Source organism: Streptomyces mirabilis (genome assembly GCF_018310535.1).
Taxonomy (GTDB): domain Bacteria; phylum Actinomycetota; class Actinomycetes; order Streptomycetales; family Streptomycetaceae; genus Streptomyces.
Genome location: NZ_CP074102.1, coordinates 4,582,480 through 4,601,541, shown reverse-complemented (window position 1 = coordinate 4,601,541; position 19,062 = coordinate 4,582,480). Strand labels below are relative to the sequence as shown.

The 19,062-nt window shown below is 69.0% G+C and carries 19 protein-coding genes and 1 pseudogene; 7 read left to right on the top strand and 13 right to left on the bottom strand.

Going from position 1 to position 19,062, the window contains the following annotated elements; genetic code table 11:
• Nucleotides 1–215 precede the first annotated feature (215 nt).
• Nucleotides 216–665, top strand: coding sequence for a hypothetical protein (locus SMIR_RS20420; protein WP_054232443.1), 450 nt, complete (start codon nt 216–218; stop codon nt 663–665).
• Nucleotides 666–760: 95 nt separating this feature from the next.
• Nucleotides 761–1,492 (top strand): nucleotidyltransferase family protein, encoded by a 732-nt coding sequence (locus SMIR_RS20415; protein ID WP_101404320.1) that lies wholly within the window; start codon nt 761–763, stop codon nt 1,490–1,492.
• 84 nt (nt 1,493–1,576) lie between these two features.
• Here the strand turns inward: SMIR_RS20415 and SMIR_RS20410 are convergent, their stop codons facing one another.
• The 6 genes from SMIR_RS20410 to SMIR_RS20385 all read right to left on the bottom strand — a co-directional run bounded on the left by SMIR_RS20410 (nt 1,577) and on the right by SMIR_RS20385 (nt 8,218).
• On the bottom strand, nt 1,577–3,262 hold the full coding sequence (locus tag SMIR_RS20410; protein ID WP_249938446.1) for a DoxX family protein: 1,686 nt from the start codon (nt 3,260–3,262) through the stop codon (nt 1,577–1,579).
• A gap of 166 nt (nt 3,263–3,428) precedes the next feature.
• Complete coding sequence (gene rlmB / locus SMIR_RS20405; RefSeq protein ID WP_075026990.1) at nt 3,429–4,370, bottom strand: 23S rRNA (guanosine(2251)-2'-O)-methyltransferase RlmB; 942 nt, start codon at nt 4,368–4,370, stop codon at nt 3,429–3,431.
• A gap of 141 nt (nt 4,371–4,511) precedes the next feature.
• Nucleotides 4,512–5,912: a cysteine--tRNA ligase gene (gene cysS, locus SMIR_RS20400; RefSeq protein WP_101408003.1), complete on the bottom strand. Its 1,401-nt coding sequence runs from the start codon at nt 5,910–5,912 to the stop codon at nt 4,512–4,514.
• A 142-nt stretch (nt 5,913–6,054) separates the two neighbouring features.
• On the bottom strand, nt 6,055–6,564 hold the full coding sequence (gene ispF, locus SMIR_RS20395) for a 2-C-methyl-D-erythritol 2,4-cyclodiphosphate synthase (RefSeq protein ID WP_212727209.1): 510 nt from the start codon (nt 6,562–6,564) through the stop codon (nt 6,055–6,057).
• Entirely contained in the window at nt 6,554–7,306 is a 753-nt protein-coding gene (ispD, locus tag SMIR_RS20390) for a 2-C-methyl-D-erythritol 4-phosphate cytidylyltransferase (RefSeq protein ID WP_054232437.1), read from the bottom strand. Before ispD ends, ispF begins: the two co-directional genes overlap by 11 nt.
• Before the next feature lie 429 nt (nt 7,307–7,735).
• Nucleotides 7,736–8,218, bottom strand: a complete 483-nt coding sequence (locus tag SMIR_RS20385; protein WP_003953493.1) for a CarD family transcriptional regulator — start codon at nt 8,216–8,218, stop codon at nt 7,736–7,738.
• A 646-nt stretch (nt 8,219–8,864) separates the two neighbouring features.
• On the opposite strand from SMIR_RS20385, the gene SMIR_RS20380 reads away from it, so the two are divergent.
• Nucleotides 8,865–9,566, top strand: coding sequence for a copper chaperone PCu(A)C domain-containing protein (locus SMIR_RS20380; protein ID WP_168492970.1), 702 nt, complete (start codon nt 8,865–8,867; stop codon nt 9,564–9,566).
• Nucleotides 9,567–9,658: 92 nt separating this feature from the next.
• Here the strand turns inward: SMIR_RS20380 and phoP are convergent, their stop codons facing one another.
• Both phoP and phoR read right to left on the bottom strand, forming a co-directional pair.
• The gene (phoP, locus tag SMIR_RS20375; protein WP_010985401.1) at nt 9,659–10,330 is read right to left on the bottom strand and encodes a two-component system response regulator PhoP; all 672 of its coding nucleotides are present in this window, start codon (nt 10,328–10,330) and stop codon (nt 9,659–9,661) included.
• A 5-nt stretch (nt 10,331–10,335) separates the two neighbouring features.
• Complete coding sequence (phoR, locus tag SMIR_RS20370; RefSeq protein WP_054232435.1) at nt 10,336–11,613, bottom strand: two-component system sensor histidine kinase PhoR; 1,278 nt, start codon at nt 11,611–11,613, stop codon at nt 10,336–10,338.
• A 226-nt stretch (nt 11,614–11,839) separates the two neighbouring features.
• Between phoR and phoU the strand changes: the two genes are divergently transcribed.
• Together phoU and SMIR_RS20360 are read left to right on the top strand one after the other, a co-directional pair.
• Nucleotides 11,840–12,529, top strand: a complete 690-nt coding sequence (gene phoU / locus SMIR_RS20365; RefSeq protein ID WP_067371613.1) for a phosphate signaling complex protein PhoU — start codon at nt 11,840–11,842, stop codon at nt 12,527–12,529.
• Nucleotides 12,530–12,701: 172 nt separating this feature from the next.
• Nucleotides 12,702–12,854: a hypothetical protein gene (locus tag SMIR_RS20360; RefSeq protein ID WP_167552125.1), complete on the top strand. Its 153-nt coding sequence runs from the start codon at nt 12,702–12,704 to the stop codon at nt 12,852–12,854.
• Between the two features lie 349 nt (nt 12,855–13,203).
• Here the strand turns inward: SMIR_RS20360 and SMIR_RS44610 are convergent.
• Nucleotides 13,204–13,392 (bottom strand): annotated as a pseudogene (locus SMIR_RS44610) (DUF4265 domain-containing protein); the annotation flags it as partial.
• A gap of 357 nt (nt 13,393–13,749) precedes the next feature.
• Here SMIR_RS44610 and SMIR_RS20350 point away from each other — a divergent pair.
• Complete coding sequence (locus SMIR_RS20350; RefSeq protein WP_168492972.1) at nt 13,750–14,136, top strand: VOC family protein; 387 nt, start codon at nt 13,750–13,752, stop codon at nt 14,134–14,136.
• A gap of 718 nt (nt 14,137–14,854) precedes the next feature.
• Nucleotides 14,855–15,838, top strand: a complete 984-nt coding sequence (locus SMIR_RS20345) for a tetratricopeptide repeat protein (protein ID WP_212727208.1) — start codon at nt 14,855–14,857, stop codon at nt 15,836–15,838.
• 163 nt (nt 15,839–16,001) lie between these two features.
• Here the strand turns inward: SMIR_RS20345 and SMIR_RS20340 are convergent, their stop codons facing one another.
• From SMIR_RS20340 to SMIR_RS44940, 4 genes are all read right to left on the bottom strand, one after another.
• Nucleotides 16,002–16,397 carry a hypothetical protein gene (locus SMIR_RS20340; protein WP_168492976.1) on the bottom strand — a complete coding sequence of 132 codons (396 nt, stop codon included), beginning with the start codon at nt 16,395–16,397 and terminating at the stop codon, nt 16,002–16,004.
• Nucleotides 16,398–17,062: 665 nt separating this feature from the next.
• On the bottom strand, nt 17,063–17,557 hold the full coding sequence (locus SMIR_RS20335; protein WP_168492978.1) for a hypothetical protein: 495 nt from the start codon (nt 17,555–17,557) through the stop codon (nt 17,063–17,065).
• A 935-nt stretch (nt 17,558–18,492) separates the two neighbouring features.
• Complete coding sequence (locus SMIR_RS20330; protein ID WP_212727207.1) at nt 18,493–18,870, bottom strand: hypothetical protein; 378 nt, start codon at nt 18,868–18,870, stop codon at nt 18,493–18,495.
• Entirely contained in the window at nt 18,867–19,025 is a 159-nt protein-coding gene (locus tag SMIR_RS44940) for a hypothetical protein (RefSeq protein WP_168492982.1), read from the bottom strand. The genes SMIR_RS20330 and SMIR_RS44940 overlap by 4 nt, the downstream gene beginning before the upstream one ends.
• Between the last annotated feature and the right edge of the window lie 37 nt (nt 19,026–19,062).

Here is a 19,062-nt window from a genome sequence, read left to right as displayed (position 1 = left end):
CGGACGAAAACCGCGCCGCGGTCGAATTCACCCAAGTTGACGAAGAAGGCCCCACAGTCTGCTGTGGGGCCTTCTTCATTGTCGACAAATACCCCGGCAAGCCGGTCATTTCGATCCCTGTACGTCAACTCGCCGCCCAGCGAAAGCCGTTCCTCTATCCCCCGAACTGATTACTAAATGTCGCCAAATCATCACCCCGCGCTACCCTCACTCGCGTGAAGCACTCCACCACTAACCAACGGACCCGGCGTGGCCGTGGCCCCGCGCGCCGGATCGGTCGCACCCTCGCCCTCGTTCTGCCTGTCGTCCTGGTGCTCTCCGGGACCCTCGCGGTCACCCGAGTCAACTGGTCGGGGAACTCCTCGGACTCGGTGCTCACCGCCTCCTCCTCGGACGTCTCCTCGCGTGCCGTCTCCCGTGCCCCGCAGGACGTGCTGCGCGACCGGCTCCTGCTGGAGCTCCAGGAGAAGAACCCGGGCGTCGCCCTCACCCACCTCCAGGAGGCCGTGAACGGCCGCCCGTCGCTCGCCAAGCACTGCGTCTCCATCGCCCGCGCTCTCGGCCGCGCCGCGGTCCGGGCGTACGGCCCGACGCGCGCCCAGGCATTCGCGCGCCCCGTCTGCGACACGTCCTTCGCATCGGGGGTCGCGGCCACGCATCTCTGAGCCCCACCGGCCACACCTGTTCTGTCAGGTAACAGCTGTTTAAGGGAACGGTTGCCGACAGAAGCCGTGAGCGGGGCGCCACGTACAGTTCGGGCATGACCCATCCGAACGCCGCGTCACGCCCCGTTCAAGCCGTCGTCCTGGCCGGTGGTCAGGGCTCCCGACTGCGTCCCTACACCGACGACCGGCCCAAGCCGATGGTCGAGATCCCCGGCACCGGGACCCCGATCATCGGTCACCAGCTGACCTGGCTCGCCGAGGAGGGCGTCACCGACGTCGTCGTCTCGTGCGGCCACCTCGCCGAGGTCCTCCAGAAGTGGCTGGACTCGGCCGACCTCCCGGTCAACATCACGACGGTCGTCGAGACGGAGCCCCTCGGCCGGGGCGGCGGCCTGAAGTACGCCGCCGCGCACCTTCCCTACCCGGACAAGCCCTGGTACGCGACGAACGGCGACATCTGGACCCGTTTCTCGCTGCGCGACATGGCGGACTTCCACACCGAGCGCGACGCCGTCGCGACCCTCGCCCTCGCCCGCCCGCGCATCCCGTGGGGCGCCGTCAAGACCGACGGCTTCGGACGCGTCACGGACTTCATCGAGTCCCCGCCGACCACGTACGAGATCAACGCGGGCGTCTACGTTTTCTCCGCCGAGTTCGCCGACCTGCTCCCCGAGCGCGGCGACCACGAGCGCACCACGTTCCCGCACCTGGCCCGCGAACGCCGCCTGGCCGGCTTCTCGCTCCCGCAGGGGGCCTACTGGCGCGCCATCGACACCGCGAAGGACCTCACGGAGGCGGCGAAGGAACTCGCGGCCCTGGGGCGCTGAGAGCCCCTTTCCGCAGTACGAGGACGGGCCCCGCACATTTGATGTGCGGGGCCCGTCCTCGTACTGCCAGGGGGGCGATACGTGTTACCCGAGGAGACCTCCGACCAGCTTGTCCGAGCCGCCGGAGGTGCCGCCGCCGCCGCTCGAACCGCCGGAGGAGGTCCCGCCGCCCGAGCCGGTGCCGCCGGTGCTGGAGCTGCCGCCGCTGGACGTCGGGCCCGCGCTGGTGCTCGGGGCCTGGTGGACAGGCGAGGACTGCTGGGGCGGGGCCTGTCCGGTGCCCTGGGTCTGGCTGGGGCCGCTGGTGACCGTGCCGCCCGTCTCGCGGACCACGGCACCCGGCGTGGTGGCCGCACCCGACGGCGAGGAGGAGCTGCCGTGGGTGGGCGCCTTGGCCGAGGCCGACGGAGTGGTGGCCTTCCGCTGGGGCGTGCCGGGCTCCTCGGGAAGCGGGGAACCGGGCAGCTCGTTGCGCGGGGCCTCGCCCGGTCCCGGCACGACCACGCGGTCGGCGTCACGGACGGCGCCGCCGAGGAGCGAGCCGATGAGGAGCGTGAGGCCGACGACGACGGCCGAGACGAGCGCGCCGCGGCGCAGCACCCGGTGCCGCAGGTCCCAGATGTCGGCGCGGGGCCCGAGCGTGCGCCAGGCCTCGCTCGCGAGGCGTCCGTCGACGGAGTAGACGGGGGCGCCCGCGATGATCAGCGGGGACCAGGCGGCGAGGTAGATGATGTCCGGCGCGTCGTACGCGGGGACCGTCTTCCAGCTGACGGTGACGATGAGCGCGGCCGACAGCATCGCGCCGACCACGGCGGCGACCCGCTGCCACAGTCCGAGCACCGTGAGGACGCCCACGATGACCTGGAGGAAGGCGATGACGAGGCCGGAACCGACGGGATGCTGGAGCGCGAACTGGCGCAGCGGCTCGGCGACGTCCCAAGGGTGCAGCGTGTTCAGCCACTTGACCATGGAGCCGCGCTTGCCGCCGTCGAAGTAGACGGGGTCGCAGAGCTTGCCCATGCCGGCGTAGATGGAGATGAAACCGAGGAAGACGCGGAGCGGGAGCAGCACCACGCCGAGGTTCATCCGGCGCCCGGGGTAGTAGGCGTGCCGGACCGGGTCCGAGCCGTGCCGCCTGGTCGGTGTGCCGCCGCCGTCGCTGTCGTCGTCGGGGCCCTCCGCCGCGAACTGCCCGCCCGTGTAGAGCGGTTCGTCGTAGGCGCTGTCCACGCTGCGCATGTTCGGCAGCAGCCGGGTCCCCGCGGAGTCGTGGTCGTGGCCGCGCTGGCTGCCGACGAAGGGCGTCTCGACCGTGTCGACGGTCAAGTCGCCCGCGTAGCCCTGGTGTTCGTCGAGGCGGGGGATGACCTGGGTGGCGCCGGCGTCGCCCGTCGGGTCCGCGGCGCCGTGGCGCACGCTGGTGCTGCGCACGGCCTGCAGAAGGCGGTGGGCGCCAGTGTCGTCGGGGTCGGACCGCCCGCTCCAGACGACGGGCGCGCGGCGGCGGGCCCCGGTGGCCGGGCCGCCCGCTCTGCCCGCCGTACCGACGGCGGGGATCCGCGCGGTGTCGTCGGTGCCGCTCAAGTGCCGTGCGACGCGCGAGGATGGGCTCCGCGTCGCGCCGCCTAGCTGCACGCGGAAGCTCGCATGATTGACGATGACCTGCGCCGGATCGCTCGGCACCTTCACCATGCTCAGCGCGGGAGCGTCGTCGAATCCCGACGAGCGGTCCCCCGTGGGTGTGCGGGGTGTTCTGGTGTCCACACTCATCTAACCGAGTGATGTGTGTTTAGGACACTGCTTTGACTGCGCCGATCTGTCCGGACCGCGTCAAGGTCATCCCGAACATACCGATTGCCCCACGGGGGTGACTCACTCAGACGTCCGCTCAGACGTCTGTTCAGACGTCTGAACAGATATCCGTTCGGACGTCCGCTCAGACGCGTCGGCGCGAGGCCTCGTACAGCACAACTCCCGCCGCGACACCGGCGTTCAGCGACTCGGTGCCGCCCGGCATCGGAATCCGTACCCGGAAGTCGCAGGTCTCGCCGACCAGTCGGGACAGGCCCTTGCCCTCACTGCCGACGACGATGACGACGGGACCGCCGAGGGCCTCCAGATCACCGACCTCGACCTCGCCGTCCGCGGCGAGTCCGACCACGACGAGGCCGGCCTTCTTGTACGACTCAAGGGCCCGCGTCAGGTTGGCGGCGCGGGCGACGGGCGTACGAGCGGCGGCACCGGCCGACGTCTTCCAGGCGCCGGCGGTCATGCCGGCCGCACGCCGCTCGGGCACGACGACGCCGTGGCCGCCGAAGGCCGAGACGGAACGGACGACGGCACCCAGGTTCCGGGGGTCGGTCACGCCGTCGAGGGCGACGATCAGCGGGTCCTGGCCCTCGTCGTACGCGGCGGCCGCGAGGTCCTCGGGATGCGCGTACTCGTACGGCGGGACCTGGAGGACGAGACCCTGGTGGTTGAGTCCGTTGGTCATGCGGTCGAGCTCGGGGCGCGGGGCCTCCATGAGGTGGATGCCGCCGCGCTCACCGGCGAGCTGGAGCGCCTCGCGCACCCGCTCGTCGTTGTCGATGAACTGCTGCACGTACAGCATCGACGCGGGCACGCCCTCGCGCAGCGCCTCCACGACCGAGTTGCGTCCGACGACCATCTCGGACGTGCCCTTGCCGCCGCGCCCGCGCGGGGCGGGACGGCGTGCGATCTGCTTCGCCTTGGCGCCCGCGATGCGGTTCTTCTTGTGCCCCTTGCGCATCTCGGCGGGCGGGGTGGGGCCCTTGCCTTCCAGGCCCCGGCGTCGCTGGCCGCCACTGCCGACCTGCGCGCCCTTCTTGCCGGACATGCGGCGGTTGTTAGCGGCCATGACCTACCTGTCTGTGTGAGGCGAGCGTGCGTACGCACTTGAAGTGTCGTATATGCAGTGTGCCGCCCGGAGGCCCGGGCGGCACAATCGATCAAGGCCGGGGGCACCGAGGAGCCCCCGGGAAGGCCCCGAGGGGGCCGCTCAGCGAGGGCCGAGCGTCCAGCGCGGCCCCTGCGGGCCGTCCTCGATGACCAGGCCGGACTGGTTGAGCTGGTCGCGGATGGCGTCCGCGGTGGCCCAGTCCTTGCGGGTGCGGGCGGCCTCCCGCTGGTCGAGGACCATCCGGACCAGGGTGTCGACGACGCCGTGCAGATCCTCGCCGCGGTCGCCCTCGCCGGCCCACTGCTCGTCGAGCGGGTCCAGGCCGAGGACGCCGAGCATGGCCCGCACCTCGGCGAGGCGGGCGACGGCGGCTTCCTTGTCGTCGGCGGCCAGGGCGGAGTTCCCCTGTCGCACGGTCGTGTGCACGATCGCGAGCGCCTGCGGGACGCCCAGGTCGTCGTCCATGGCCTCGGCGAAGGCGGGCGGCACCTCGGCGGCGGGCTCGACGACGCCCCCCGCCTTCTCGACGACCCGCTGCACGAAGCCCTCGATGCGCGCGAACGCCGATTCGGCCTCGCGCAGGGCCTCTTCGCTGTACTCGATCATCGAGCGGTAGTGCGGGGTGCCGAGGTAGTAGCGCAGCACGATCGGACGCCACTGCTTGACCATCTCGGAGACGAGTACGGAGTTGCCCAGGGACTTCGCCATCTTCTCACCGGCGATGGTGACCCAGGCGTTGTGCACCCAGTACGAGGCGAACTCGTCGCCGAAGGCCTTGGCCTGCGCGATCTCGTTCTCGTGGTGCGGGAAGATCAGGTCGATCCCGCCGCCGTGGATGTCGAACGCGGTGCCCAGGTACTTGTGAGCCATGGCGGAGCACTCCAGGTGCCAGCCGGGCCGGCCCCGTCCCCACGGCGTCTCCCAGCTCGGCTCGCCCGGCTTCACGGCCTTCCACATGGCGAAGTCGCGCGGGTCCCGCTTGCCGGTCTCGCCGACGCCGGACGGCTGCTGGAGGTTGTCCAGCTCCTGGTTGGACAGCTGGAGGTACCCGGGGAAGGACCGCACGTCGAAGTAGACGTTCCCGTCCGCCTCGTACGCGTGCCCGCGCTCGATGAGCCCGCGCATCATCTCCACCATCTCGGTGATGTGCCCGGTGGCCCGCGGCTCGTAGGTGGGCGGCAGGCAGCCGAGCGCGGCGTACCCGTCGTTGAACGCGCGCTCGTTCTCGTACCCGATCGACCACCAAGGGCGGCCCTGGTCCGCCGACTTGGTGATGATCTTGTCGTCGATGTCGGTCACGTTGCGGATGAACGTGACGTCGTACCCGCGGTACTCGAACCAGCGGCGCATGATGTCGAAGTTGAGGCCCGAGCGGATGTGCCCGATGTGCGGTGCGGCCTGCACGGTGGCGCCACACAGGTAGATCGAGACACAACCCGGCTTGAGCGGGGAGAAGTCACGGATCTGCCGGGCGCTGGTGTCGTACAGACGAATGGTCACCACTCCAGGGTAGTGGGCCCCGGGGAGTGCCCCACGACCTTCCCTCGCAAGGAGGACGTATTCGTGACATCTGTGGGCGGTCACCGCCCTCTCGGCACCACCGGCACCGGCACCCCGGCCCCGGCGCTGGGGCCGACGCGCGTCAGGGCGTGCGGGCCACCAGGGCCGTGGCGATCGCCATCAGGCCCTCGTCACGGCCCGGGAAGCCGAGGCCGTCCGTCGTGGCGCCGGAGACCGACACCGGTGCCCCGACCGCCTCGGAGAGGATCTTCTGCGCCTCGTCCCGTCGCTTCCCGATCTTCGGGCGGGGCCCGACGACCTGGACGGCGACGTTGCCGATGGTGAAGCCCGCCGCGCGGACGATCCGCGCGGCCTCCGTCAGCAGCGTGACCCCGGACGCGCCGGACCACTCGGGCCGCCCGGTCCCGAAGTGGGCGCCGAGGTCACCGAGCCCCGCCGCCGAGAACAGCGCGTTGCAGGCGGCGTGCGCGACGACGTCCGCGTCGGAGTGCCCGGCGAGCCCCGGCCCCTCGCCCTCCCACAGCAGCCCGGCGCACCACAGCTCCCGTCCCTCTTCGAAGGCGTGGATGTCGGTACCGATGCCGACCTGCGGCAGCACCACGGGAACCGGTGCGGGTGGCTCAGAAGCCATCGTTGGCCCTCCTGCGCGCGAGGACCGCCTCCGCGAGGACGAGGTCCAAAGGACGCGTCACCTTGAACGCCTCCTCGTGCCCCGGCACGACCACCACCCGCTCCCCGAGCTGCTCGACCATGCTCGCGTCGTCGGTCACGTTGTCGGTGACGGTCTCGTGGGCGCGGACGAGAGTGGCGCGGTCGAACCCCTGCGGCGTCTGCACGGCCCGCAGCCGCGCCCGCTCGGGCGTGGCGACGACCGGCTCCGGCATCCCCGGCTCGCTCGCCGGCTCGACCTGCTTGACGGTGTCCGCGAGCGGCAGCGCGGGTACGACGGCGGGCGCGCCGTCGCGTACGGCCTCGATGACGGCGTCGACCGTGTCGACCGGCACGAGCGGGCGGGCCGCGTCGTGCACGAGGACGATGTCGATGCCGGGGGGCAGCGCGTCGAGCCCGTACTTCACGGACTCCTGGCGACTGTCCCCGCCGGGGACGACAAGGAAGTCCGTGCGCTCGGGCAGTGCGTGCGTGTCGAGCAGCGCCTTCACCTCGGCGGCACCGTCGGGCGGGGCCACGACGACGACCAGCGACACCGCGCGGGAGGCGGCCATGGCGCGCACCGCGTGGATGAGCATGGGGGTACCGTTCAGCGCGCGAAGCGCCTTGGGGGCGCCCGGACCGAGGCGCACGCCCCGTCCGGCGGCCGGAATCACGGCCGCCGTGCGGCCTCCGGACAGCGAGGAGCGCGAATCGTCAGACATCGGTTCCTGTCAGGTTTGTGTACTCGGCGTGCTTGGGTATGGCCTGGGCGTGCCCCTTGCTCGAGCGAAGCAGAGAGCTCGGGGCAGTGCCGGGCGCGAGCCCTGACCGGACCCTTCCGTGACATCCGGTCGAGCAAGCTGTCCGGGCCCGGCACGCCAAGTATCGGGGACGCGGGTATCGACGCGGGTATCGGGGACGCAGGCGTCGCATGGGACGCAGGCGTATTCGAGGCCACACGTTTCCGAAATTGCGCGGGTACGAACATACCCGGGTACGAACATGCCGCAGCGCCCGGCGACAGCCATCGCGTGGAGCGACGGTAATTACGTCATCGGGCACCGCGGCATTTCATTGCGCAGCTGTGCGGCCTTGTGTGGACGTCGGGACGACCGCCGGGTGAGCGGCCACCGTCTCGACGACTGCCTGAGTCAGGACGCGAGAACCTCGTCGAGCAGAGCCTCGGCCTTGTCCTCGTTCGTGTTCTCCGCGAGGGCGAGCTCGCTCACCAGGATCTGCCGGGCCTTGGCGAGCATGCGCTTCTCTCCGGCCGAGAGTCCACGCTCGCGCTCACGACGCCACAGGTCACGCACGACTTCCGCGACCTTGATGACGTCGCCGGAGGCGAGCTTCTCCAGATTTGCCTTGTAACGACGAGACCAGTTCGTGGGCTCCTCGGCGTACGGCGCGCGCAGCACCTCGAAGACCCGGTCCAGCCCATCCTGACCGACCACATCACGCACGCCGACGAACTCCGCATTGTCCGCTGGCACACGCACCGTCAGGTCGCCCTGGGCGACCTTCAGCACCAAGTAGGTCTTGTCCACGCCTTTGATCTGGCGAGTTTCGATGGCCTCGATCAGCGCGGCCCCGTGATGGGGATAGACCACGGTGTCGCCAACCTTGAACGTCATGTGACAGGTACCCCTTCCGTGGCTATCCAGGGTAACACGGAAACGGCGTCTTCTGAATGGCGTTTTCGCAGGTCAGGGCATATCTCGGGGCTTGACAACCGCGACAGGAACGTGCTGCGAAGGGGGAGCGGAAGAGGGTATTCGCAGGTGGGAGCGGCTGTTCAGGGCAAGAGAAACGCGTACGTTACACACACCGGACGTTCCTGACCAGGGTCTGAACATCCCGGTTTGTCCCGCTCCAGGAGCTCGACTTCCGCTACTCCGTTCGGTGAGCGGAGTCGGGTACGAGACGAATCCGGAATTGATCACGGGCCGCACCGATCTACTGATGATCAATTTTCCGGACCGCCGCGGATTCCTTACCGGAAAACCCCAAGCGGATCTCGTCGCTACTCTCGCGGCAACTCGTACAGCCGCTTATGTGAATGGCGGACGAACAGAAGCTCAAAGTAGCTGATGAGGCGGACCGGAACCACCCGAGGACCAGGGCGCACGAGCGGCGCAACGGGGCTCGCGGGGGCCAAGGGGCGGGTCGGGTGCAGCGGCATGGGAACGGCTCGGTAACCTAAGGCCGCTGACAGACCCTTAGGGCGGCTTTACACCGGAGCCGCTCTGCTTCGCCCACGTTCAAGGAGTTGCCGCCGCCGTGAGCAGCAGCCTTCGACGCGGCGCTCTCGCCGCCGCCGCCATTGCGTTCTCGATCGCCTCGCTCGCCGCGTGCGGCGCCGGCAACAACGCACAGACGCTGGAGGTCAAGCCGGACAACGCGGCGACCAGCGTCGGCGACATCAAGATCCAGAACGCCCTCGTCATCACCCAGCCCGACGCGACGTCCACGGGCCCGGCGGTGGTCTCCGCGACCGTCTTCAACAACGGCCGCACCCCGCAGACCCTCGACTCGGTCAAGATCGGCGGCGACGGCGTCGCCCAGATCACGCCCGCCAAGGGCGGCGGCAAGCTGACCATCCCCGCCGGCGGCCACGTCATCCTGGGCGGCGAGGGCAACGCCTCCGCGGCCCTGAGCAACCCCGGTGCGGCCGTCAAGGACGGCAACGCCCAGCCGATCACCTTCACCTTCAGCAAGACCGGTGACGTGAAGCTGCGCGCGTTCGTCGTCCCGGCCGAGAGCTACTTCACCAAGTGGGGCCCCACCACCATCCCCGCGGCGCCCGGCGCGACCGCCACCGGCTCCGCGACCTCCTCGAAGTCGCCGAAGAGCTCGAAGTCGCCGAAGGCCTCGACCTCGCCGTCCGACTCCGTCTCGGGCACGCCCACCGACGCGGCCTCGGCGAGCGCCACGGCGACGGGCACCGCCACCGCGACGGCCTCGACGTCGGCCGGCCACTGATCCAGCACGCACGAAGGGCGGTACCCCGAAGGGTGCCGCCCTTTGCCGTACGTGTGGTCGCGTCGTACGTGCCGCCGTCTGACGGAGCCGGTTTACGGCTCGAACTTGTAGCCGAGGCCACGCACCGTGACCAGGTACCGCGGCGCGCCCGGGTCCGGCTCGATCTTGGCGCGCAGACGCTTCACATGGACGTCCAGCGTCTTGGTGTCGCCCACGTAGTCGGCCCCCCACACCCGGTCGATGAGCTGCATACGGGTCAGCACGCGGCCCGCGTTCCTGAGCAGCATCTCCAGGAGGTCGAACTCCTTCAGAGGCAGGTCGACCTTGGAGCCGGAGACGGTCACCACGTGGCGGTCGACGTCCATCCGGACGGGACCCGCCTCGAGAGCGGCCGGGGTGACCTCCTCCGGCTCCCCGCGGCGGCGCAGGACGGCCCGGATGCGGGCGACCAGTTCGCGGGAGGAGAAGGGCTTGGTGACGTAGTCGTCGGCTCCTATTTCCAGCCCGACGACCTTGTCGATCTCGCTGTCCTTGGCGGTGACCATGATCACCGGGACGTTGGAGCGGCCGCGCAGCTGGCGGCAGACCTCCGTACCGGGCAGCCCCGGCAGCATCAGGTCGAGGAGGACGAGGTCGGCGCCGTTGCGCTCGAACTCGTCGAGTCCGTCGGGCCCGGTGGTCGCGATGGCGACCTCGAAGCCCTCCTTGCGGAGCATGTACGACAGGGCGTCGGAGAAGGACTCCTCGTCCTCGACGACGAGCACACGGGTCACGGAAGGACCTCCGGAGCGGGAAGCGGTTCATACGGGGATGTGACGGTGGTCGTCCCGTCGGGCTGCCCGTTCTCGTCCTCATCGTCGAGTCCGGGCATGTCGTGGTCGATCCCGCGGTCGCGGGCCGCGGCCGCCTCCGGCAGCCGCAGGGTGAACGTGGAGCCCTGACCCTCGGAGCTCCACACCGTGACCTCCCCGCCGTGCGAGGCGGCCACGTGTTTGACGATCGCGAGACCGAGACCCGTACCGCCGGTCTGGCGGGAACGGGCCGGGTCGACGCGGTAGAAGCGCTCGAAGACGCGCTCCCGGTCCTTCTCCGAGATGCCGATGCCCTGGTCGGTCACGGCGATCTCGATGAGGTCCCCGCCGGGCGCGGTCACCCGGCGCGCGGCTATGCCCACCCGGGTGCGGGCGGGCGAGTAGTTGACGGCGTTCTCGACGAGGTTGCCGAGGGCCGCGGCCAGCTGGCCCCGGTTCCCCCAGATGCTCAGGTCGGCGGTGCCGCCGGCGGCCATGGTGATCTGCTTGGTGCCGGCCTGGTGGCGGCACCGGTCGATGGCCTCGGCGACCAGCTCGTCCACGCGGACCGGCTCGGCGTCCTCGAGGGGATCGTCGTTCTGCACCCTCGACAGGTCGATGAGCTCCTGGACGAGGTTGGTGAGCCGGGTGGCCTCTATCTGCATACGTCCGGCGAAGCGCTCGACAGCCTCCGGATCGTCCGAGGCGTCCATGACGGCCTCGGAGAGGAGGGAGAGCGCGCCGACGGGCGTCTTGAGCTCGTGGCTGACGTTCGCGACGAAGTCGCGCCGTACCGCTTCGATCCGCCGGGCCTCGGTGAGGTCCTCGACGAGGAGCAGCACGAGCCGGGAGCCCAGCGGGGCGACCCGCGCGGAGACGGCCAGGGCCTCCCCCCGTCCGGTTCCCCGCCTCGGCAGATCCAGCTCGACCTGGCGTATTTCCCCGTCGCGACGGGTGTCGCGGGCCATCTGCATCATCGGCTCGACGGCGAGCTTGCCGCCGCGCACCAGCCCGAGGGCATACGCGGCGGAGCTGGCCTTGACGACGGCGTCGGCCTCGTCGAGGACGACGGCCGAGGACCGGAGCACGGAGAGCACCGTGTCGACGCCCGGCGGAAGCACCGGGTCCGTGTGCAGGGATGTGCGGGTGGGGCGTTTCTGGTCGCGCTCGCTCCAGCGGAACGCCAGCATGGCGATGACACCGGTGAGCACTCCGGCGATCGCTGCCGCTGCGGCGACCGCCGCGTTCACGTCCATGCCCCCAGGTTAGGCATGTCGTCACGCCAGGCCACAGCCATCGGAGTGCGACCTCGAACACTCGTCGCCCAGAGTTCACCCAGGAGCCAGGGATGGTTCATTTGGGGTGACTGAAACGGACGCGTACGGGCCGGAACGTGGGAGCGTGGGGTTCACGGGGCCCGTCCGGCGGTCCGTCCGGCGGGCAGCCCGGGCCCCAAGGTGACGTAAGAGAGGGACAAAGCAGATGCGTGACGCGTACCACGAGGAACTTGACTCGATCGGCGACGGCCTGGTCGAGATGGCCCGGCTCGTCGGGTCGGCGATCGGGCGCGCCACCACGGCCATCCTCGACGCCGATCTGAAGCTGGCCGAGAGCGTGATCGCGGCCGACCAGAAGGTCGACGATCTCCAGCACGAGCTCGAAGCCCGCGCGATAGCCCTGCTGGCCCGCCAGCAGCCGGTGGCGACGGACCTGCGTATCGTCGTCACCTCGCTCCGCATGTCCGCCGACCTGGAGCGCTCCGGCGACCTGGCCCAGCACGTGGCGAAGCTGGCCCGGCTGCGCTTCCCCGAGCGGGCGATCCCGCACGACCTGCACGCCACGATCCTGGAGATGGGCCAGCTCGCGCAGCGCCTGATGGCGAAGGCGGCCGAGGTGATCATCACGAAGGACGTCGACCTGGCGCTCCAGCTGGAGCAGGACGACGACGAGATGGACCTGCTGCACCGCACGCTCTTCCAGCACCTGCTGGACGACCGCTGGAAGCACGGCATCGAGACCGCCGTCGACGTCACCCTGCTGGGCCGTTACTACGAGCGCTTCGCCGACCACGCGGTGTCGGTGGCCAAGCGTGTGGTGTACCTGGTGACGGGTGAGCACGCGGACGAGCTCCAGCCCGACATTCAGCCGGTCACGGGGGCGGAGGGCGTCTGAGGTCCGCGGGGGCCTCCGTCTCACTCCGGGGGCGCGGGCGAGCCTCAGTGCGCCGTTGATGCGCCCAGTGGAGCGGGCATGCAATGGGGGTAGGCACCCGTGCCTCGCCTAGGTGTATAGGCGTAGGCCCCTGGCCTCGATGCCTCATTGAGGCCTCATTGAGGAGGACACCATGGCCGATTCTCCCGCCACGCCCGACCCGACCCTGGACCGCGACACCGACCAGCCCGCCGACATCAAAAGCCTCCCGCTGTTCGGCGCCTGCGGCTGCGGCTCCGGCTGCGGCTGCGGCTGCCAGTCGGGCAACCCGTGCCAGTGCGGCTGATCACGTAGCCCCACCCAGAGGGGCCCCGTCACCACGACGGGGCCCCTTCTGCATGCGGTCGCCAGGCCTGAGGACCCGCCAGGACCCCCGGTACACGGGTACACGACCAAGCCCCCTGCCCACGGAGGAAACCGCGGGCAGGGGGCTTTATCAGCTCGCGTTACTTCTTCTTGCCCTGGGTCTTGCCGGGGATCTTGGTGAGCTGGGGCTTCGCTGGTCAGGGCCCTAGTCCGCCCCTTCACAGAGGTCGTCATTGGTCGTCGTTGGCCGCCGCCGATCGGCCTCGGACGGCCCAGGGACGGCCCAGCCGTGGCCCACCTGAACGGCGTCAGCCGGCGGAAGCGGCCGGTCAATGCGCGGTGATGCACCCCTCTTCCATGTCCCACCACTCCTCGGATACACCGTGGTTGAGCAGCCTTTGCACCTTGGCGACATCAGCGGCGGGCGGGACGTCCAGGGCGACCATGCCGAACCGTTCTATGCCCTCGCCGTCGACTCCGAGTTCCTGAAACGCATTGATCACGCTCTGCCGTGCAGCTCCAGGGAGGAAGAAGTGCTCGTCCCCGCAGTAGTCGTAGCCCCAGAAGATGAGACCGCCGGGCTGAGAGTGGAATGGGTACGGGAAGCCATCCGGACGACCGGGGCGAGTCACGTCGAAGGTCTCTTGGCTCCGCTGCATGCGCTTCAGGAGCGGGGTGTGCCCTTGTGGGTGGAAGACAACGAGCTCATCGGTGATGACCCCGGTCCATAGGGGTCCAGGAAGGGTCCTCGTTCCCCTGGTTCTCGGTCTCGGTCGCAGGTCGGAGCTGGACGGGACCAGAGACGGATGGCGCCGGCCCGGGCGGTTGCTAGCGTGGAAAGTGGTTCTGGCACCCAGGGGGAAGGAAGCCGACCGATGGCAGTCGAACTCAACCACACGATCGTCGCCGCGCACGACAAGATGGCGTCCGCACGGTTCCTCGCGGATCTGCTGGGTTTGGAGGTGGCACCGGAGTACGGTCCGTTCGTCCCGGTGCAGATGCCGAACGGCGTGACGCTGGACTACATGGACACGGCCGAGTCGATCAGCCCACAGCACTATGCGTTCCTCGTCTCCGAGGACGACTTCGACGCGATCTTCGCCCGTATCCGCGAGGCGGGCCTGACCTACTGGGCGGACCCGCATCACCACCACCCCGGCGAGATCAACCACAACGATGGCGGCCGCGGGGCGTACTTCGACGACCCCAACGGACACAACCTGGAGATTCTGACCAGGCCGTACGGCAGCGGCGAGGACTGACCCCGGAGCGGTGCCGGGAGCAGGAGGCCCCTCGGCGACCGTGTGCCCAGGGCACCGTTCGGACCACGACTCCGTTACCACAGACCCGAGTTCCCGTCCCCGGTGCGCGGTGATCTCGCCTGGCGTTTGTCTGGGGATGGGGCGCGGCCCGCTCGTCACCGGGGGTGTAGGCGGTGCCGTGCTGGCCTCCTTCGGCTATGGCGGCTCTGGGAGCTGCTTCTCCCGCCAGGCGAGGGCGGCGTTGCCGGTTGGCTGGTGTAGCGGGAGCACGTTTGCCGTGGCAGCTGTATTCGTCGCCTACGCCTTGTCCTGCGGCTGCTCCTGAGCGGTCAGGCTGGCCACAAGCTTGAAGACCGTCGTGGCAGCGATGTCACCGTGGGTTCAAATCCCACACCCACCGCAGGTGAACGGCCCCTGACCAGTTGAATCGGTCGGGGGCCGTTCTCGTGCGCGCTGTCCGTCAAGCACCGTGGTTCCCCGTCAGTTACCGGTCGATCGGGCACGACAAGGGCACGGGTACCTTCTGATCCGTAGGATCGGGCAGCTTGTTGGGAGGGTGGTCACCCCTCCCCTGGATTGACTGCCAACCGTGGTGATCATCGGCCTCTGTGTGCCGTCGTTGCCGTCAGGGTTGCCGTCATTCACGGATCACCGATGGCTGTGCCGCCGGGCAAGCGGAAGGGCCCACAGCACCTTTGGCCGTGGATATTCTCTGGCGATGTCGAACCAGTCAGTGGCAGCGGGAGTCGGTCTCGCTCGTGTGATGGCGCACTGCGGCGGAAGCCCGGTCAGCGCCGTGGAGTTTCTAGTGGGGGCGATAGCCTCAGCACCGGCGGACCCGGAGCCCTATACGGCCCTCGCCGAGTTGTGGCGAGACCGGCGCGCGGAACTGGAGGAGGGCCTCGAAGGGGACGGCTCCTTGAGCGCTGTGTTGGCGCAGGCGTACTTCCTATTCCTCGAAGGAAACATGGACGACGCGGTGATGGCCCTGGGTTCGGTCACGGGGGTACGGCCCGACGTGGCGTGGGGCGCTGCCCCATGGTTCGGCGATGCGCGCTTTCTCGGCGCGGTGAGCTCCGAGGCGCTGGCCGAGGCGTGTCTGCGGACGTTGGACTACGGCCACGACCTGGACACCGACGAGATGCGTGAGCCATTCGCGCCCTGGTTTCATGCCATCGACGTGGTGTCCGAACGGAGTCCCGCGCCGGAGTCGCTGGCCGCCATGGCCCGGCTACCCCGGGCCTGCGGCCGCTACGAGCTGTCCTTCGCCCTGTGCGACCGCGCCGATGCCACTGATCGGGTCATGTGGACCGCGGTCGCACGAGCGGCCACCTGGCGCGTGATGGGCGACCTGGACCAGGCTGCGGCAGCCTTCGAAGACGCCCTACGCCTGGACCCTGCCAACTGGTCCCTCTACCTGGACCTTGCCGACGTGCGTGCCGAACAGGGCGACTTCGCCACGGCCGTGGGCCTCGTCGAACGGGGCCTGGCATACGCACCGCACGAAGTCTCCTTGCGCGCGGCGGGTGCCGCCTACCGCACACGCCTGTCCGGCTCGTCCGACGACCTGCGGGCCCTGATCGTCCTGGCGCCGGAGCTCGCGAACATCTCCTACCGGAAGCTGCTGATCGACTACGCATGCTCGGGACCGGGACTGCCACGGGGACTCGTGGCCAAGGCCCACCGGATCCGCGAGAACTGAACACGCGCCCTCTGGCAGGACGCTCAGGTGCTGATCTTCAGCACGGAGTACAACGAAAAGGGCCCTGGGACGATCTCCCAGGGTCCTTAACCTGTGTGCACTCGGCAGGATTCGAACCTGCAACCTTCTGATCCGTAGCTCTAGCCAGTTCAGTCAACGACGGTCATTCCGGTCGCTCCGAGGACTCTGAGGGGCGCCAACGGGCGGTGGCAGTCGCTGGGGTTGCGGTACCGCGCTGCTGTACAGCTTGCTTCGCTGCCAGATTCCGGGCGTGAGCTTCGCGTCGTAGTCGGCGTTCGTAGTCGGCGATCTGACGGGCCACGGGGACGCTGGTAGCTGTACGGATCAACCGCTCGTTTTCACGATCCACCAGGAATGGACCGTTGCCTCCCAACCGAGGGCGCTGTCCGCTCTGACCGTCCCAGGCCGCGCCCCAGTAGAAGATCCACCCGAACGACAAGGCCTCCACCCGCAGGATCTGAAGGTCGTACTCGACGCAGCCCCGTTCGTCGTCGATCTTGGCAAGCACCAGTCGGCGCGCGTCCTCCTCGGTCAGCATCGCCCAATGGTGACATGGCTCCTCCACATGCCGGGACGTCTCTCACACACTCCCGTACACCCGCTTTAGGAGAGAGGCTGAGGCGTCTTGGGGGTGACCTGCGGCTTCTTTGGGCGAGATAGCGGGCCCGGATGCGACCTGGATCCACCCTGGTTGACCGTGGCTGACCCCTGTATCTGGCACGGCTGTGGCACACGGCCATCTTCGTCGTGCACCTTCCGATCCGTAGCTCTAGCCGGATCCGTCAGCGACAGCCATACCGGCCGCTAGGAAGCCCCCAAGGGACGGATTGACTGCCGGGACGGTCTCTGCTGATGAACCTGCCTGAACGGCGGTGAACGTAGCTGGATGAGACGGAAACTGAGACGGCCTGGCACGAGGCCAGACCGTCTCCGCTGGTGCAACCCTCTGATCCGTAGGATCGGGCAGGGTGTTGGGCAGCGAGTGCGCCCTCTTCCGGGTTGATGGCTGACGGTGGTGATCACCGGTCTGTGTCAGCCGTCTTTGCCATCAGGGTTGCCGTCATTCTCCGTGGCGACCGCTGGTGAGTGTGATCACCAGACCGCTATGTTCCCGCCGCGACTGAGTGGCGGATGCGGCTTCGGCGGCACGGGTGCTCCTGCCCCTGCGCGTGGTGCTGGACGAAGGGCTGGTGTCGCAGCAGGTCAGACCGGGACGTGGATCGTACCGGTCCCGATCGGGTCGGGCGTGGCGTGCTTCATGGTGCCGCCCTGATCGAAGACGAAGGTGTTGGAGTAGGTCACCTTCTCCAGGAACAGGGTCTGTCCCGATGGGCAGCTGAAGTCACCCGGTCCGGGCGGGCCCACGGTCAGGCTCCCGGTGGTCTGCCCGTTGCGCACGCGGAAGGTGCCGGAGCCGATCAGCGCGGCCGTCACAGTCTCCTTGTTTCTTGCCTTGGGGTGGTTGCCGCCATTGTTGTAGCACTGGTAGAGAGCGGTCGCGTCCGCCGTGAGCGTGATGTTGATGCTGGAAGCGCCGGTTCCCAGGCCGACCTCCTTGAACGAGGTCGTGAGAGCCCCGCTGGTTTGGTTCACGTCGTTGGTTGCGAACAGGAAGTGCGGGCTGTCGGCGAGTGCCGGTGTGGCGACCAGAACGGTGCCGCATGCAGCCGAGATGAGTCCGAGCGCGATGCGTCGCATGTCTTCTTCCTCTTGTCTGTCAGGTTCCTCGAATAGACCGAGAAAGCCCGGGGTCCCACCTCCTGCGGTGCATTGCCGAGCGGCCGGGCCCGAGAGGGCACGGCCGAGAGGGGCGGGAAGCCCACCAAGGGGGAGAGGCGGCACGGACCATTGCTGACGGTGATTCAGGTTCGCATCGCACATGCCCCGCCGCGGCCCGACATCGCACGTTCCGGAGGTGTTTGGCCCAACGCTATGCGTATCAGAAATGGATAACAAGAACTAAAGGGGCATAACCTTACAAAACGTCACTCTTGGCCCTCGCGGCCAGGGGTTCTGCCTCGTTGGGGTGCCCTACTGCCCCGTGTGACAAGCCTTCGTCGGCCCTGATGAGCGGCTGACGGCGTGTCGCGCTCACTGCGGTGGAGAGCTGGTCCACGGTCCAGGCCGAGGCCTTGGCGATGCCGTCCGCGAGTGAAGCCAGCGGATCGAGTGGCGACGTGGGGTCGAGTTGGAGAGGGTTCTGACCTGAGCCACCGAAAGTCAGCCACGACTGCGGGTGCGCCGAACGAGCACCCGTCACGTGTTTCCAGTAACCCCGCGCCGGCCTCAGCCACGCTTCTTCCATGCGTCGCGGACCGCACCTCGACCCGGCCTGTACGTTGCCGACGCGCCATGCCAACTGGGCTCGGACTGCGGCGCTGAGGGCCATGCGGCCTTGAAGCGGTGGACGGTTGGGTGGCGTGGTCGCGCTTGGTGGGTGTCGGCCCGGTCCTGGTGCTCGGAGCGGTCGGGTTGCTTCCTGGTCTGGCTGTGCGCCTTGGTGGTGCTGCGCGCTGAGCGGGTGGGGGCCGCCGGAGCGCTGGCGGAGACATGGAGCGGCGGCGGCCCATGGCCGCCAGCGCGCGCGGGCCGCCGTAGGCGGGCCGCCTTGAACCAGTAGAGAAAGTTGTAACTCAGTACTTGGTGTAGGGCTTGAAGTCGTATGCGCAGGACGGAAGTTCAAGACTTCGCCGGTGCGCCAGAGGTAGGAAGAGCACGGGTCGGGCCGCCCAAGTGATGCGTGTGCCGCCCTGGTTGATCGTGACCGTGCAGGGCTCCGAGCACAGGAGAGCTCTTCTCGTCTCGATACGGCCCTCGTACAGCCACTCCCAGGCTTCGTCGGAGGCTCTGGGATCCAGTGCTGGTGTGATGGTGCGCAGTGCGATCGCTATCCAGCGGTCTGCCTGTCCGGCCGAGTGGGCGTCGAAGGAGCCGCGGAGGGTCGGCTGTTCTGTCTTGGTGAGGTCTTGGGCCCAGCATTCGCACCAGAAGCCGCGGGTGTATCCGTTCACGAGGTCGCTCCCGGCGGGTACGCCACGAGGATGTAGCGCGTGTTCTCGTCGTGCAGGGTGAGTTGGTGGGCCGTGCCTGCTGTCAGGTAGGCGAGGGCTCGCTCGTGTTCGGTCTCGTCCCGCAGCCAGTAGCGGCCCGGCTGGGCGTATGCCATGTCGAGTTGGTCCGTGACGTTCCTCGTGCGCTCGCGG